Origin of the sequence: Nocardia sp. NPDC004168 (assembly GCF_040610355.1) — a bacterium.
In the GTDB taxonomy this organism is placed as follows: Bacteria; Actinomycetota; Actinomycetes; order Mycobacteriales; family Mycobacteriaceae; genus Nocardia; species Nocardia sichangensis.
Genome location: NZ_JBEXME010000010.1, coordinates 94878 through 109793 on the forward strand (window position 1 = coordinate 94878; position 14916 = coordinate 109793).

Below are 14916 nucleotides of genomic sequence, written 5' to 3' on the forward strand. Positions count from 1 at the left end.
CGCTCGACTGCTTACGGTCGAAAACGTCGGCATCGGCGACAGCCGCGACGTCGCGCGGCTCGGAAGGAGCGGTGGCGGATGGACCTGCGCGAGGCCGTGTCGGCGGGTGTGCTCGAACAGCGCGAGTTACTGGCCCAGGGCGCGCTTTCGGCGGAGCAACTGGTCGAGGCGACGCTCGACGAAATCGATGCCGCGGCGGATCTCGGCGCGTTCACCCATGTCCTGCGGGATGAGGCCAAGGCGGCGGCCGTCGAGCGGGATCGCGAGCGCGCGGCGGGCGAGCCGGTCGGCCCGTTGCACGGGGTGCCGGTCGCGGTGAAAGACGAGTTCGATGTCGCCGGTGTGGTGACCACCTTCGGCACCAGGGCGAATGCCACGCCCGCCGTGGCGGACGCCGAAGCCGTGCGCAGGCTGCGCGCGGCCGGGGCGATCATCGTCGGCAAGACCGCGATGCCGGAATTCGGGCAGTGGCCGTTCACCGAGTCCAGCACGTTCGGCGTCACCCGCAATCCGTGGGACCCGAGCCGCTCTCCGGGCGGATCGAGCGGCGGGTCGGCCGCCGCGGTGGCGGCCGGGCTGGTGCCCGTCGCACTCGCAGGCGACGGCGGCGGGTCGATCCGGATCCCGGCGGCATGCTGCGGATTATTCGGTCTCAAGCCGCAACGCGGGCGTGTGCCGATGTCCCCGAACGAGCACCTGTGGTGGGCGTTGGGTGCCGCCGGGCCGCTGACCCGCGGCGTGCTGGACTCCGCCGTCGTCTACGACGTCATCCGCGGCAGCACCCCCACCGACCGATTCCGGGCTCCGGAACCGCCGACCTCGTTCGAGGCGGCGGCGCGCGAACCGGCCCGTCCGTTGCGCATCGGCTACAGCACCAAACCGCACGCCCTGATGGTGAAACTCGATCCGCAGTATGTGCGCGCCGTCCGCGACACCGCGAAATTGCTCACCGAACTGGGCCACACGGTGGCCGAGGTCGACCCGCACTATCCCGAATCCATGCACGCGTTCTTCCCGCAGTTCTTCGGCGGCGTGCGCGCGGAACTGGCCGAGATCGATCATCCGGAACTGCTCGAACGCCGCACCAAGCAGACGATGGCAGTCGGCGCCTGGGCGCGCAGGCCGGTCGTCGAATGGGCGATCCGGCGCGGTGAGGCGTTGACGCGCAAGATGGACCGCGTCTTCACCGAATGTGATCTGCTGCTGACTCCCACCATCGCTATCCGCCCGCCGCGGCTCGGCGTGCTCGACGGGGCGAACACGGTACGAGCCCAGCTCGCCTCGATTCCGATGGTCGCCTACACCGAGCTGTGGAACGTCACCGGTCACCCCGCCGCCTCGCTGCCCGCGGGCGTAGGCGACGACGGGCTTCCGCTGTCGGTGCAGCTGGTGGGCCCCACGAACGGCGAGACGACGATTCTTCCGGTCGCCGCGCAACTCGAGCAGGCACGCCCGCATCCCCGCCCGGTCGCCCTTTCGCACCGCTAGCCTGCACGGCGTCGCCAGAGCCGGAAGGCCCACCGTTCCCGGCAGCAGCGTCGGCGCGCCCGAATGCGCGGTCCTGTCCGAACGTGACATCCGCCGCACCACCCCGGTCGGTGAGCGGAGCCACCTGTCGCGGGGGCCGCCGCGTCCTGCTCGTCCGACCGCACGTGGGGCGGTCAGTGCCCGGGTAGGCCATGCCAATGCTCGCCACGGACCTTCCGCGATCGCTGCTTGGTAGGACGCGGCCGGTCGGTCCACCCCTCGCGAACTCCTGGCGAACGCGAGGCTAAGATACAACTTGTGTCTAAGACGTATTCATCCGCTGAGCAGGCCTATCGCGCCGTGAAGGAGCGCATCCTGTCCGGCGCGCTCGCGGGCGGGGAGCTGATCAGCGAGGGTGAGATCGCCGCCGACCTGGGCACCTCCCGCACGCCGGTGCGCGAGGCGTTCCTGCGGCTGGAGACCGAGGGGTGGATGAAGCTGTACCCGAAGCGCGGCGCGCTGGTGGCGCCGATCCCGCCCGACGAGGCCGAGCACGTCGCGCACGCCAGGTACGTGGTGGAGACCGCCGCGGTCCGCAGCGCCACCGCGAACGACCCCGGCATGCTGGTCGAGGCGTTGCGTTCCTCGATCCGGCGGCAGCGCGAGCTGGCCGCCGCGGGCGATCTCGACGGATTCGCGGTCGCCGACACCGACTTCCACCGCACCTACGTCCTGGCCGGTGGCAATCCGCTGCTGTCGGGTTTCTACGACTCGCTGCGGGAACGCCAGCGCCGGATGAACAGCGTCGCCCTGCACCGCGGCCCGGTCGACATCACCCGGATCATCGAGCAGCACGCGCGGCTGGCCGACCTCGTCGCGTCCTCGGACGTCGACGGGTTCGCCGACGCGCTGGTCGAGCACCTGTCCGGCGTGCACCAACTGGAACTACGAGGCCGGTGATGGCGACACTCACCGTCACCGCGCCCCGCGACCGGGTCGTCTCGAGCCGATGGCCGGGCGTCGCCGCCGCGATGTTCGCGATCGCTTGGGGCGGAAATGAATTCACACCGCTGCTGGTGATGTACAAGAGTGACGGGCTGGCGGCCACGACCGTCGACCTGCTGCTTTTCTATTACGTGCTCGGCATCGTGCCCGCATTGCTGATCGGCGGCCCGCTGTCGGATCGCCACGGCCGCCGGGCCCTGCTGCGGCCGGCGCCGCTGATCGCCGCGGCAGGTTCACTGCTGCTCGCGTTCGGGTCCGCTTCGGTGCCGCTCCTGTCGGCGGGACGGGTGCTGTGCGGCATCGCGCTCGGGCTGGCGATGGCGGTCGGCGGCAGCTGGCTCAAAGAGCTGGCACAACCGCCCTATAGTCCGCAGCTACCCGCGGGCACGGGCGCGCGCCGCTCCGCGATGAGCCTCACCGCGGGCTTCGCCATCGGCGCTTGCTGCGCCGGTGTACTCGCGCAATGGGCGCCGTGGCCGAACACCTTGGCGTATCTGATCAACGTAGGCCTGTGCCTGATCGCCGCCGTGTGGGTCCGGCGTACCCCGGAAACCGTCTCCGGGCGGCGAAATCCGGGGAGCCTCCGCGACGACCTGCGCATTCCCGCGGCGGGGCACCGGCGCTTCCGCACGGTGGCATTGCCTGCCGCGTTGTGGCTGTTCACCTCCGCGGCGGCGGCCTACGCGGTGCTGCCCGCGCTGATGGCGCCTCGGGTCGGCGCGGCGCCGATCGCGTTCTCCGCCATGATCTGTGTCATCACCCTCGGCTGCGGGTTCGCCGTCCAGTCCGTCGCGCGCCGGATCGACCGGCCCGGCACCGCGCGGGCGGCGGCGGTGGCACTGATCGCGGTCACGATCGGGATGGCGCTCGCCGCGACGGCTTCCGGCCTGTTGACCCTGTGGGCGACGGTGGCCGCCGCCGTGGTGCTGGGAGCCGGTTACGGCATCGGTCTGGTGGCCGGGCTGCAGGAGATCGAACGCATCGCCCGCCCGGACGATCTGGCCGGGCTGACAGCCGTGTTCTACTCCGCGAGCTACCTGGGATTCGGCACCCCGGCCCTGCTTTCGTTCCTGCACGACACGTTCGGTCTCGGCTATCCGGCGATGTTCGGTGCGGGCGCGCTCGCGGCGGCCGGATGCCTCGGCCCGGTGCTGCGCGACTATCGCGCCTGACGGTCACCGATCCGCCGCGCCGCTCTCAACCCTTCGGCGTCAACAGGACGAGCGGAATCTCGCGCGTGGTCTTTGTCTGATAACCGGCGTAGACCGACTGCGCGGAGGTGACCCGGGGCCACAACGCCGCCCGCTCCTCGCCGGTGGCCACCCGTGCCGTCATCGGCACTTTCGGCCCGTTGCGCACCGACACGACGACGTCCGGGTCGTCGCGCAGGTTCAGGAACCACGCCGGGTGGATGGGGTCGCCGCCCCGCGAAGCGACCACGACATAGGTGTCACCGTCGACGATCGGCGCCGTGAGCATCACCGCGTGCGGCCGGCCCGATTTGCGGCCGGTGGTGGTGAGCTCGAGCGACGGCATGCCGGAGAAGTCGTTGCCCAGTTTCCCGAAGCTGATCTTCAGTAGGACACGATGCGCCGTATTCATGGCCTTCAGCGCGAAATTCGAGGGCATACGATCCTCACGATCGGCTCGACGGGTGGTTCGGCTCGACGACCCCCGCAACGGGAGATCACGAATCGGACTGTACCCGAATCGGCGCGGCTCGCTCAGCGGGCGGACCACCCCGACCACCGCGCCACATCGATGGCTATCACCGGGCCCGGTGGCGGTTGCTGTTCGTACTGGGAGTAACGCGCGGTCAGGTGACCGATCGCCGCCTGCGCCTCGGCGCCGTCCGCGATGCGGGCCGCACCGTCGGCGCGAGCCCACCACAGCTGGGTCCAGTCGTCGCCGTAGCGGTCGACGAGCACGGCGACCGCGGGGTTGGCCGCGATATTGTCCAGGCGGCGCAGCGCCGTGGTCGTCTTCGGTTTCGCGTCGACGCTGGTGTAGACGACCTCCCCCGCCACTGCGAAGACTATGGGCACCAAATGCGGGCGCAGTTGCGGCGAAACCGTTGCCAACCGTGCGACCGGACTGGTCGCGAATCGTTTGCGCGCCTCCTCGGAACTCAGCCGCACACCCGCCTCCTCGAGCTCGCCGTCCCCGGAAATCGGGGATCGAGTATGTTCCGCCCCCTATGCAACCGGACATTTGCCGTGAAATCACGGCGATCGACTACTACCACGCTACGGTCGAGTCAATGTGTGACCCGTCAAGAGGCTATGTCGTCAGAAGGTGGAGGCGGTTGTGGAAATCGATATCACTGCCCGGCTGAACCTAGCGTTCGAGATGTGGGAGCGTGCGCACGGGCGCCCGCTCGCCGACGATACGGTCGAGACATGGGTGACCGCAGCCGGGTACGACCTGGAACCAGGTCACCTGACGAAAGTTCGACGCGGTCAGGTCGCCACGCTCCCGGAGCAGACCCGCGCCGGGCTGGCCCACGTGTTCGGGCTCGACCCCAACTATTTCGTGTTCGATCCCGGTCCCGACCGGGCATGCGACGCCGAAGTGATCGCACACCTGGACAATTCGGCCCTGCGCCGCCTCGGACAGGCCGTGAACGGCGTATCGCTGCGCACCCTGCTGTACCTGGAGTCCGTCGCCGAGGTGCTCCGCCAGGCCGACGGCTTGCCCCCGTGCGAGCAAACCGCACAACTCTGATCGAACGACAGCGGCTCGGCTACGGCCCCCGGGAAGCCCGGCGGGCCGGCCACACCGCCCCGGCGCCACCGCCACTCGCGGACACGATCGCATGACGCGTCGATAATCCAAGCTTGCAATATCGCATCGGTAATACGGCCGCACACAGGACGCCCCGGCATACCGATAGTGAATTCTAGGCAAACGTTAATTTCCCCATTTCGCACCGAGCGCGTCGCCGTGTAGCACTTTTCGGCGCGTCGTCAGCGTAATCCGAGCATCGACACGGCAGCGGAATATCCGCCCGCGCCGCTTTCCCGTGAAATACGCCCGAGTGGCGCCGCACCGCCCACCCAGCTATGCTCGGGCCGCGATATTTCGAAACTGCTTGTCGGTCTGCATATTTGGGGTGCCGAGGCACGCAGAAGGGGGCAGCTGTGCCGTTTCCCGGCGGCAAGCGCGAGTGCGGAAGTACGGAACTTGTCAGAGTTGTTGAATCCGGCGGTGAGTGAGCCCGGCGAAGACGCCGTCCGGCATCCGAAACCGCCGTACGCGACATTGTGGGCCTGCGTTGTCGCGACCGCTGCCGTCGTCACGGCGGCGGTGTACTACGCGCCCGCCGAATTCCGGATCCCACTCGCGGCAGGCGCCACCGCCGCCGCCGTCGCCCTGTGCGCCGCCACCACGGCGGCCGTCCACTTCCGTCGGCAGGCCCGGCACGCCCGGCGGGACGCGGCCCGGGCCAGGGACGACCGAGCGCTCGTCGCCAGCGGCGCGGAGGCCGAGGTCACCGCCGCGAGCGCGGCGGTCGCCGAATACGAAGCGCGCGCGAAGAGCAGTGACAGCCGTCGCGCCGCGGCCATGGCGGCCTTCGCGGGCGCGGCGGGCCGCATGCAGGCGATGACCACCAGCATGCTCGCGGAGCTGCGCGAGATGGAGCACCGCCACGGCGACCCCACCGTGCTCGCCGATCTGCTGCAGCTCGATCACCGCACCGCCCAGGCGGGCAGGCTCGCCGACAGCATCGCCGTGCTCAGCGGCGCGCGATCCGGCCGCCGCTGGGCCAAACCCATTGCGATGGAATCGATTCTGCGTGGCGCGATGGGACGTGTGGCGGGCTATCAGCGAGTCCGGTTGCGCGCGATCGCCGACATCGCGGTCTCCGGTCACGCCGCGGAAGGCGTCATGCACGCGCTCGCGGAACTGCTCGACAACGCCTGCAACTTCTCCCCGCCCACCACCGAGGTGCACGTCTACGCCGCCGAGGTTCCGGCGGGCGTGATCATCACCATCGAGGACAGCGGATTGGTCATGAGCGAGTCGGCGTTGCGCCGGGCCGAGGCGGCGGTCTCGGCAGGCGCGCCGGACGCCCGCGGGGCCGGAGCCGACCTGTCCTCACTGACCGGGACCAGGCTCGGCCTCGCCGTGGTGGGCAATCTGGCGCGCAAGCACGGGCTCACCGTCTCCTATCGGCCTTCCGCCATCGGCGGCACCGCCGTGGTCGTGGTGATCCCGCGAGACCTCACCACCCGCGCGGAACGGCCGCAGCCGGCCACCACCACGGGCACGCTGCCCGTCGCGCGGGAGCGGTCTCGCGCGGCCGCGCCGCTCGACCACGAATCCGCCGATCCGGAGGCCGTGCGTCCGTCGCCCGCGCCGGACGCTCCTGCCGTCGCGCCACGAGCGCTGCCCAAGCGGCGTCGCGGCAGCACGCTGGCCGCTGTCCATCCCGAGGGCATCGGCGCACCGGAGGCCGCCGCACCGACTCCTCCTCCGGCACGACCGGACTCGCTCGGCGCGTTCCAGCGCGCGGTGTCCGGGCCCACGACCGGCAGCGCCGCCACCACTCCCCCTGCCCCTTCCGTCTCCGTGGAGAACGAACGATGACGACCTCAGAGACCGCCCAGCTGAGCTGGCTATTGGAACAGCTGCTCACCCGCACACCGCGCACCAGGCACGCTCTGCTGCTGTCCAGCGACGGGTTGAAGATCTGCCACACGCCCGAACTCACCGTGGACGGGGCCGACCAGCTCGCCGCCATCTCGGCGGGCATTCAGAGCCTCTCGCACGGCGCGTCGGTGGAATTCGGCGACGGCCGGCCCGGGGTGCGCCAGTCGATGACGGAGTTCTACGGCGGCATCCTGTTCATCGTCGAAGCCGGGCTCGGCGCGCACATCGCGGTCGTCGCCGCAGAGGACGCGGACGCCGGGCTGGTCGGGCACAATATGCGGGAGCTGGTGGAACAGCTCGGCGAACACTTGGCGGCCACGCCGCGCTTCCCGGGAGCGGGCGTGTCGTGAGCAGACCAGGCCGCGACGACGACCCCGATCGGCTCTACACGCTGACCGGCGGGCGCAGCAAACCGGACTCCGACACCTTCGATCTGGTCACCCTGGTGGTCAGCGAGTGCGCGCCGACGCCGGGCATGCAGTCCGAGCACGTGGCGATCCTCGACCTGTGCCGAGCTCCGACCGCCGTCGTCGAAATCGCGGCCGAGCTGCGGATTCCGGTCGGCATCGCGACCATCCTGCTGTCGGACCTGCTGCACGCGGGCAAGATCACCGTGCGTCCTCCGCAGGCCGGTCCGTCCGACTCGCCATGGCACTGCCTGCCCGACACCACGACGCTCGAGAAGGTGCTCGTTGGACTCCGCAAGCTCTGATCCGCGTCCCGCCCGCGCGGACGCGCCCCTGCACCGTGCGACCACGCGGGGACTGAAGGTCGTCATCGTCGGCGGTTTCGGCGTCGGCAAGACGACGATGGTCCGCGCGGTCAGCGAGATCCGGCCGCTCGATACCGAGGCGATCATGACCGACGAGGGGCTGGAGATCGACGATCCCAGTGGCGCGCCGGGCAAATCGACGACGACCGTCGCCTTCGACTTCGGGCGCATCACCATCGACGACGAGCACGTGCTGTACCTGTTCGGCGCACCGGGACAACAGCGGTTCCGGTTCCTCTGGGATCGGCTGTTCACCGGCGCGCTCGGCGCGATCGTGCTGGTCGACCCGCACCGGATCGCGGATTCCTGGTACGCGGTCGACCGGCTGGAACACCAGAAGACGCCGTTCGTCGTCGCCTGCAACGACTTCGGCGAGGGCCACCGCCCCGACGAGGTCCGCGACGCGCTCGACCTGGATCGGTACGTGCCGGTGATCGACTGCGACGCCCGCTCCCGCGAGTCCGGCAAGGGCGTCCTCATCACCCTCGTCGAGCACCTCTATTCCCGCGCGCCGTCCCCGGCGGCCCGGCGCCCCTTGTTCCCGACTCCGGAGGCCGCGTCATGACCACGCCCGCGCCGAGTTCCACCGACAGCTGCCCCGTCCGCACCGCACCGGTCACGTTGAGCGGCCCGCGTTTCCATACCGACCCGCATCAGCTCTATCACGAGATGCGCCGGGAGCACGGACCGGTGGTCGCCGTGGAGCTGCCCGGCGGCGTCCCCGCGTGGCTGGTCATCGGCTACCGCGAATTGCATCAGGTGACCAACGATCCCGAGTTGTTCCCCCGCGATGTCGGGCGGTGGAACCAGTGGCCGAACATCCCGCCGGACTGGCCCTTGCTGCCGATGGTCGGGCAGCCGATGCCGTCGATCTATTTCACCGCGGGCGCGGAGCACCGCAGGCACGTGGCGATGGTGGAACCGGCGTTGGAGACCGTCGACACCTTCGAATTGCGCCGCACCTGCGAGGACCTGGCCGACCGCCTGATCGACGCGTTCTGCGGCAGGGGCGAAGCGGAGCTGGTCGCCGATTTCGCCGAACCGCTGCCGGTGCTGGCCCTGGCGCGGATCCTCGGCTTCCCCGACGCGGACGGACCGCGGCTGGCGTGGACGATGAAGACGCTCGCCGACGGCGGGGCCGACGCCCAAGCCGCGCATCAGCAGTTCGCCGAGCACATGGGGCGGTTGCTCGCGACCAAGAAAGTCGCGCGAGGCGCCGATTTGGTGTCCTGGATGCTGGCGCATCCCGGTCCGTTCTCCGACGAGGAATACGTCCTGGACCTGATGGCGATCACCGCCGCCGGATACCTGCCCACGGCCGACTGGATCGGGAACTCGGTGCGGCTGATGCTCACCGACGACCGGTTCGCCGCGGCGCTCGGCGGCGGGCGACACAGCGTGGGACAGGCGATGAACGAAGTGCTGTGGGAGGACACGCCGACCCAGATCCTCGCCGGACGGTGGGCAGCCCGCGACACGCGGCTCGGCGACAAGGTCATCCGGGCCGGTGACATGCTGCTGCTCGGCCTGGCCGCGGCCAACGCCGATCCCCATGTGCGCCAGCATGTTTCCGACGGCGCCGAGCCGGCGCACTCGGGCAACAGAGCGCACTTCGCGTTCAGCTACGGCGAATACCGCTGCCCGTTTCCCGCGCAGGAGATCGCCGAGGTCGTCGCGCGCACCGGCATCGAGGTGCTGCTCGACCGGCTGCCCGACCTCGATCTCGCGGTGCCCGCCCAGAACCTGGTCCGGCGACCGTCGGCCTTCCTGCGCGGCATGACATCCCTGCCCGTCCGCTTCACACCCGTTCGCGCCGTCGGAGGTACCCCGTGAGCAGAGAATGCCCACACGCAGCAGCCCTTGTCATCGATCCGATGGTCGGCGACCTGGGCGGAGAGACCAGCAGGCTGCGCGCCGCGGGTCCGCTCACCCGGATCGAGTTGCTCGGCGTGCCCGCTTGGACCGTCACCCGGCACGCGCTGGCCAGGCAGCTGCTCGTCGACACCAGGCTGGTCAAGGACATCAACGCCTGGTCGCTGTGGCAGTCCGGCGCGGTGACCAGGCAGTGGCCGCTGATCGGTATGGTCGACGCGGGCCGTTCCATGTTCACCGTCGACGGTCCCGAGCACCGCAGGCTGCGGATCAAGACCACCCAGGCGCTGACCAAGCGCAGGCTCGACGCGCTGCGTCCCGCGGTCGAGCGGATGACCGCCGAACTGCTCGACGACCTGGCCGAGGCCGGACGCGACGGCGCGGCGGTCGACCTCAAGACGGTGTTCGCCTATCCGCTGCCGATGCGGGTCATCAGTGAGCTGATGGGCGTGGACCGCGCCGACCATCCGATGCTGCTCGACTGGTACAAAGCGTTCTTCTCGCTGCTGACGCCGCAGGACGAGCGGCTGCGGGTGATCGACGAATTGGACCTGTATTTCACCGAATTGGTGCGCAAGAAGACCGCCGACCCGACCGACGACCTGACCAGCGCCTTCATCGTCGGCGGCGACGACACCGAGCCGTTGACCGAAGAGGAAGTGGTCGGCAACCTGAAGGCGCTGGTGGCCGCCGGGCACGAGACCACGATCGGCCTCATCCTCAACACCGTGCGCGCCATGCTGGCGCGGCCGGAGCAGTTGAGCGCCGTCCACGCCGGTGACCACACCTGGGACGCCACGGTGGAGGAGACCCTGCGCTGGGACAGCCCGGTGACCCATCTGCTCATGCGTTTCGCCACCGAGGACATCGCCGTCGGCGACACCGTCATCGAAAAGGGCGAGGGTGTGGTCATGTCCTACCGTGCGATCGGCCGGGACTTCGCCGTGCACGGCGACGACGCCGACGACTTCGACATCTCCCGCCCGACGGCCAACCGGCACTTGGCTTTCGGCTACGGCCCGCATATCTGCCCCGGCGCCGCGCTCGCCCGCATGGAAGCGGGCATCGCGCTGCCCGCCTTGTTCGCCCGCTTCCCCGGCCTGCGCTTCGCCGTGCCGGTCGAACAGATCCGCAACCTGCCGGTGCTCACCCAGAACGACCTCGAAGCGTTCCCGGTGTATCTGGGGAACTGATTCGGCGCACGGGTTGTTACCGTGCCCATGGCCAGTGATTCCCCGGCGCCGCACCGGCGCGCGCAGCTGCGCGACTTCCTCCGCACCCGCAGAGCCACGCTCACGCCGCGCGACGTCGGTCTGCCGACCGTGGGCAAGCGGCGGACGCCCGGCCTGCGGCGGGAGGAGGTCGCGATGCTCGCCGGGGTGACATGTTCGTTACACACTCCGTGTTTGTCGCCTGGGCAGGACCGAGCGCGCCCGGCGCGACCGTCAATGCCGTGAGGCGGAGCCTCGCCTAAATTTAGGCGATCCTCGCCTCTCAGCGGTGTAGGCTTCAAGCTTCCTTGCCGGAGTTGTTGATATTGAGGGGTCGGATGTGATCAAGGAAATGCGCTTGAAGAATTTTAGGTCATTCCAAAACTTCACTATAAAATTCTCTGGCAGCGCTTGCCTTGTCGGTCCAAACAATGCGGGAAAATCTACAATTCTAACTGCCATCAGACTTGCAGATTCACTACTGGCAACCGCTTGGGCCAGGAAGGCTGATCTGAAGGTTATTGATGGGATGGGTAGCAGCAAAGGATATCTGGTAAGTTTTGCGGAATTTCCCACCCTGAAAGAAAGCCTGCGACACGAATTCCATACCGAGTTGGAGGTCCGCCTTGAGCTACTGTGGGAAAATGGGAACAAGCTAGTAGCGATCTGGCCTGCTGTGGAGCATGATGACTCGGACGAATCTGCGGGTGCTTTTTATCTGATGTCTGGCGCGAGAAAGCGACCAATGAGCGTAGCGGATGTCCGAGCGAATTTTCCCAGGCTCGGAATTATCCCAATTCTAAATCCAACCGAGCATACTGAAATGCTGCTTACCACTGATTACGTTCGTCGAAACCAGGCGTCTCGGCTTAGCAGCCGTCATTTCAGGAACCAGCTGTATCAGCTTCGGGAAGCGGGCGAGCTCGAAGATTTCAAACAGTTTGCGTCTCCTTGGTTACCGGAGATCACGATAACCGATATCGACAAGCATGAAGCGGGGCGCGATACCGCGCTGGACGTCTTTTTAGCCGAGGTCGGAAGTAAGATCCCAAAGGAGTTGAACTGGGCAGGTGATGGTGTGCAGGTTTGGCTACAGATTCTTTATCACATCTATAGGTTGCGGGACCGAGCTACGGTCGTTCTCGATGAGCCGGATGTGTACCTCCATGCAGACCTGCAACGGCGCCTAGTTCAGCTGCTGGAGACAGTGCACGGTCAAACTATCATAGCAACACATTCAGCAGAAATAATTTCGGAGATGCCGCAGTCCAGCATATTGTGGATCGAACGCGGTAAGCGTGCGGCAAAATCGATTCGCGACGAGTCGTTGCTGGAAAAGTTGAGTTCATCGCTCGGGAGCCAATTTAATCTGCGTCTTGCAAAAGCGATGCGGTCCAAAGTCATCCTTATGGTAGAAGGGCGTGATATGCGGATTCTTCGTCGTCTTTGTCGCACTATCGGTGCAAATCGACTTGCGATGGAGGATGGAGTATCCATTATAACGTTGGGGGGTTACAGTAAGATAAACCTTGTAGAGCCGTTTCAATGGGTTGTAAAGGAGTTCTTAGATAATTCTGTCGAATGTTTCTTAATTTTGGATAGCGATTACCGTTCCACCTCCATGTCGACCAAGATCGAGAAGGATTTCCGCGCAGTAGGAATCGACTGCCATGTCTGGCGTCGGAAGGAGTTGGAGAGCTATCTCCTGTCTGTCGATGCTATGGCGAGGGTTTCGGGTGCGAATCCGCAAGAGGTCCAGAAGATACTCGATAACGAGATCGCCAGCCTCCAGAATGATGTCTTCGCGAGAATGCTTGATGAGCGGGTTCGGGAGCAGAAGTCGGCACACCAGCATCAGGTTTCCGTTACAAAACTTTTCAAACCGGAGTTTGATGCTTTATGGGGAGATCCTAAAAATAGGGTTGGCGTTGTACCTCCGAAGGAGTTGATTAGTAAAATCAACAGTCAACTCCAGGCGAAGAAGCATAAAGCAATATCTATGGAACGGCTTGCGGGAGCGCTGCAGGAGTATGAAATTCCCACCGAAATGCGTGCCGCACTCCTGAAGGTCGAAGAGGCCGTGAGAAGCGTCCAGCGGTATTAGACCCGAAGTCAATAGGCGTACAAATCGCGCCGCGCAGGGATGCTGTTTTACAGGAGGATTTAACTCCAAGCGCGCGATGGTACCCACCCGGCCGCGGTTGTTCAGGCTTGCCGTAGCCGGTGCACACGTCACTATCGTTCGCTGCCTGTTCCGAGTTCGGGTCCGCGGCTCTTGTCGATGTTGCGGTGTGGGCGGGTCGGTGGATCAACGCCCGGCTTGTTCCTCAACGGCGATACCTTTGAGCGATGCCGAGCGATCGATACGTTCGTGTGCTTCAAGCGGCAGCCCCTTTCGTTCGGCACGCTGCGCGAACTCGGCGCTCGACGTTCCTGGTTGCCCCACGGCATTCACACCGGCTGATCCTGCCCGGGTATCTGGTGTCAGCTGGGTTCGCACAGCGGATTCGTATCTGACGGCCTTTCCGTCGTGAGCGGCGAGGGCTTGTGAAGCTCGCGGAGGTTACGCACTCCTTTGCGACCCAAGGGCCTGCCGGTGGTCAGGGGTGGAGACGAGTAACTCCTCAGTTGATTCAACTCGGCTGGTGTGCTCGGGTGGAAAGTCGCTGGCAGTTCCGCAATTGCGCTGAGAGACTGTCGTGGTGACCGAAGCGCAGTTCCACCTTGAGGGTGGCCACGTTGCCAAAGGGCTTCGCTACATGCGGGAGTTGCGCCGCGCGATCGAGGCGTACTGGTACGCGACCATGGAGGATCCGGAGGCTGCGGCTTTAGAAGCACGCCGAGTCGCGTCGGCCGTTAACATCCTCGACGAGTCCGTTTTCCTCAACGCTCACGGAGACGCTTACCGGAGCCACCGAGCGGGAAATGCATTGGGCAGAGTTGTCATGGGGCTGGAGCTGATTCGCAACTGCGAGGAGCACTCACCTATCGTCTTCGACGACCTCCTCGTGCCCGGAGCTCAGTTCGGCGTCCCTCTGTCCATGGCGCCGACGCGCATGCGGGTGGTCTACGAGTGGGCGAAGTACTCAGACATGCCTGACGGATACGTTCGCATCGATTCTTCCGCGACTGAGCGCGCGAAGCGAGCGCGGGCCGAAGCGCGGGATGCCTACCGCAAGCAGGTTGAGGGGCGGCCGGTCATCGACACGATCTTCGATGCGGTGAACTTCTTCCATCAGTTGGACTCCCAGTTGATAGCGGAAGCGCCTCCGGTCGTTCGGTGGGCGTTCGCGGAGTCCACCGGGCTTGAGTCCTTAGTCGAAGTTCCCGATACCGATCCGCAGACGGAGCTGCCCACCGGGCACCTGGTGTACCGGCCGATGGGTACGGACCGGTATGAGGTGTTTCTCTCGGAAATTGCTTGTCGCCCATCGGAGCGCCGCTCGGCCCAGTGGCCCGCGTGGGACACCGCCGTCAGGAAAAGAAAAGTGGGGATTCTGCAGCAGGCGAAGGACCGCAATCCGCCGGGCAGTGCACGGGAGGTCCGCTACCAATTGATCGAGAACGGGAAGGTCATCGGTTACAGCGGGGTCGTCGTCGAGGGGTCGGGTGCGGTAAGCGACTCTTGGGTTGAGCGCACGCGTCAGATGGCCAACGATATCGGCCGCGGCTACGCGTACTTGGTCCGCTTCGATGAGATATCGGTGCCCTTACAGCAGGCCGGGAACGGCTCTGTGGCAGCTACTTTGGATGATCGCGATCTCCTGGGCGGCTTGGCGGATGCTGGAGAGCGCCCAGGGATGAACCTTACTTGGCTGAAGCTGTTGGAGGAGAATCCTGACTTATACCTAGCTACTCGGCCGCGTCCGGTACCTCCAGGATGACACGGAGGCGCGACCGGCTCGACCGCAAGACGCTGACGATTCGTGGACAAGC

General features: G+C 66.6%; 15 protein-coding genes. 12 read left to right on the forward strand and 3 right to left on the reverse strand.

The genetic code is table 11. The features are described from left to right. Positions 1–78 precede the first annotated feature (78 nt). The 3 genes from ABZW96_RS19660 to ABZW96_RS19670 all read left to right on the forward strand — a co-directional run bounded on the left by ABZW96_RS19660 (position 79) and on the right by ABZW96_RS19670 (position 3644). Positions 79–1488: an amidase gene (locus tag ABZW96_RS19660; protein WP_355076468.1), complete on the forward strand. Its 1410-nt coding sequence runs from the start codon at positions 79–81 to the stop codon at positions 1486–1488. Between the two features lie 297 nt (positions 1489–1785). Continuing rightward, positions 1786–2427, forward strand: coding sequence for a GntR family transcriptional regulator (locus ABZW96_RS19665; protein ID WP_355076469.1), 642 nt, complete (start codon positions 1786–1788; stop codon positions 2425–2427). Then, positions 2427–3644 carry an MFS transporter gene (locus tag ABZW96_RS19670; protein WP_355076471.1) on the forward strand — a complete coding sequence of 406 codons (1218 nt, stop codon included), beginning with the start codon at positions 2427–2429 and terminating at the stop codon, positions 3642–3644. Before ABZW96_RS19665 ends, ABZW96_RS19670 begins: the two co-directional genes overlap by 1 nt. A 25-nt stretch (positions 3645–3669) precedes the next feature. Here ABZW96_RS19670 and ABZW96_RS19675 read toward each other — a convergent pair whose 3' ends face one another. Beyond that, on the reverse strand, positions 3670–4101 hold the full coding sequence (locus ABZW96_RS19675) for a nitroreductase/quinone reductase family protein (RefSeq protein ID WP_355076472.1): 432 nt from the start codon (positions 4099–4101) through the stop codon (positions 3670–3672). Positions 4102–4196: 95 nt separating this feature from the next. Continuing rightward, on the reverse strand, positions 4197–4604 hold the full coding sequence (locus tag ABZW96_RS19680) for a TIGR03668 family PPOX class F420-dependent oxidoreductase (RefSeq protein ID WP_355076705.1): 408 nt from the start codon (positions 4602–4604) through the stop codon (positions 4197–4199). Positions 4605–4779: 175 nt separating this feature from the next. Here ABZW96_RS19680 and ABZW96_RS19685 point away from each other — a divergent pair, with 175 nt between their 5' ends. The 8 genes from ABZW96_RS19685 to ABZW96_RS19720 all read left to right on the forward strand — a co-directional run bounded on the left by ABZW96_RS19685 (position 4780) and on the right by ABZW96_RS19720 (position 13084). Continuing rightward, on the forward strand, positions 4780–5196 hold the full coding sequence (locus tag ABZW96_RS19685; RefSeq protein WP_355076474.1) for a hypothetical protein: 417 nt from the start codon (positions 4780–4782) through the stop codon (positions 5194–5196). A 483-nt stretch (positions 5197–5679) separates the two neighbouring features. Further along, a complete protein-coding gene (locus tag ABZW96_RS19690) occupies positions 5680–7062 on the forward strand; it encodes an ATP-binding protein (protein ID WP_355076475.1) in 1383 nt (460 codons plus the stop codon). Beyond that, positions 7059–7475 (forward strand): roadblock/LC7 domain-containing protein, encoded by a 417-nt coding sequence (locus ABZW96_RS19695; protein ID WP_355076477.1) that lies wholly within the window; start codon positions 7059–7061, stop codon positions 7473–7475. The genes ABZW96_RS19690 and ABZW96_RS19695 overlap by 4 nt, the downstream gene beginning before the upstream one ends. Continuing rightward, complete coding sequence (locus ABZW96_RS19700) at positions 7472–7837, forward strand: DUF742 domain-containing protein (RefSeq protein WP_355076479.1); 366 nt, start codon at positions 7472–7474, stop codon at positions 7835–7837. Before ABZW96_RS19695 ends, ABZW96_RS19700 begins: the two co-directional genes overlap by 4 nt. 52 nt (positions 7838–7889) lie before the next feature. Continuing rightward, positions 7890–8462 carry an ATP/GTP-binding protein gene (locus ABZW96_RS19705; RefSeq protein WP_355076707.1) on the forward strand — a complete coding sequence of 191 codons (573 nt, stop codon included), beginning with the start codon at positions 7890–7892 and terminating at the stop codon, positions 8460–8462. Continuing rightward, entirely contained in the window at positions 8459–9730 is a 1272-nt protein-coding gene (locus tag ABZW96_RS19710; protein ID WP_355076481.1) for a cytochrome P450, read from the forward strand. Before ABZW96_RS19705 ends, ABZW96_RS19710 begins: the two co-directional genes overlap by 4 nt. Positions 9731–9771: 41 nt before the next feature. After that, positions 9772–10962: a cytochrome P450 gene (locus ABZW96_RS19715; RefSeq protein WP_355076482.1), complete on the forward strand. Its 1191-nt coding sequence runs from the start codon at positions 9772–9774 to the stop codon at positions 10960–10962. A 358-nt stretch (positions 10963–11320) separates the two neighbouring features. Then, positions 11321–13084, forward strand: a complete 1764-nt coding sequence (locus ABZW96_RS19720; RefSeq protein ID WP_355076484.1) for an AAA family ATPase — start codon at positions 11321–11323, stop codon at positions 13082–13084. A 204-nt stretch (positions 13085–13288) separates the two neighbouring features. On the opposite strand, the gene ABZW96_RS19725 is transcribed toward ABZW96_RS19720, so the two are convergent. Further along, entirely contained in the window at positions 13289–13435 is a 147-nt protein-coding gene (locus ABZW96_RS19725; RefSeq protein WP_355076486.1) for a hypothetical protein, read from the reverse strand. A 247-nt stretch (positions 13436–13682) separates the two neighbouring features. Here ABZW96_RS19725 and ABZW96_RS19730 point away from each other — a divergent pair, with 247 nt between their 5' ends. After that, a complete protein-coding gene (locus ABZW96_RS19730) occupies positions 13683–14864 on the forward strand; it encodes a hypothetical protein (protein ID WP_355076487.1) in 1182 nt (393 codons plus the stop codon). Positions 14865–14916: the final 52 nt, after the last annotated feature.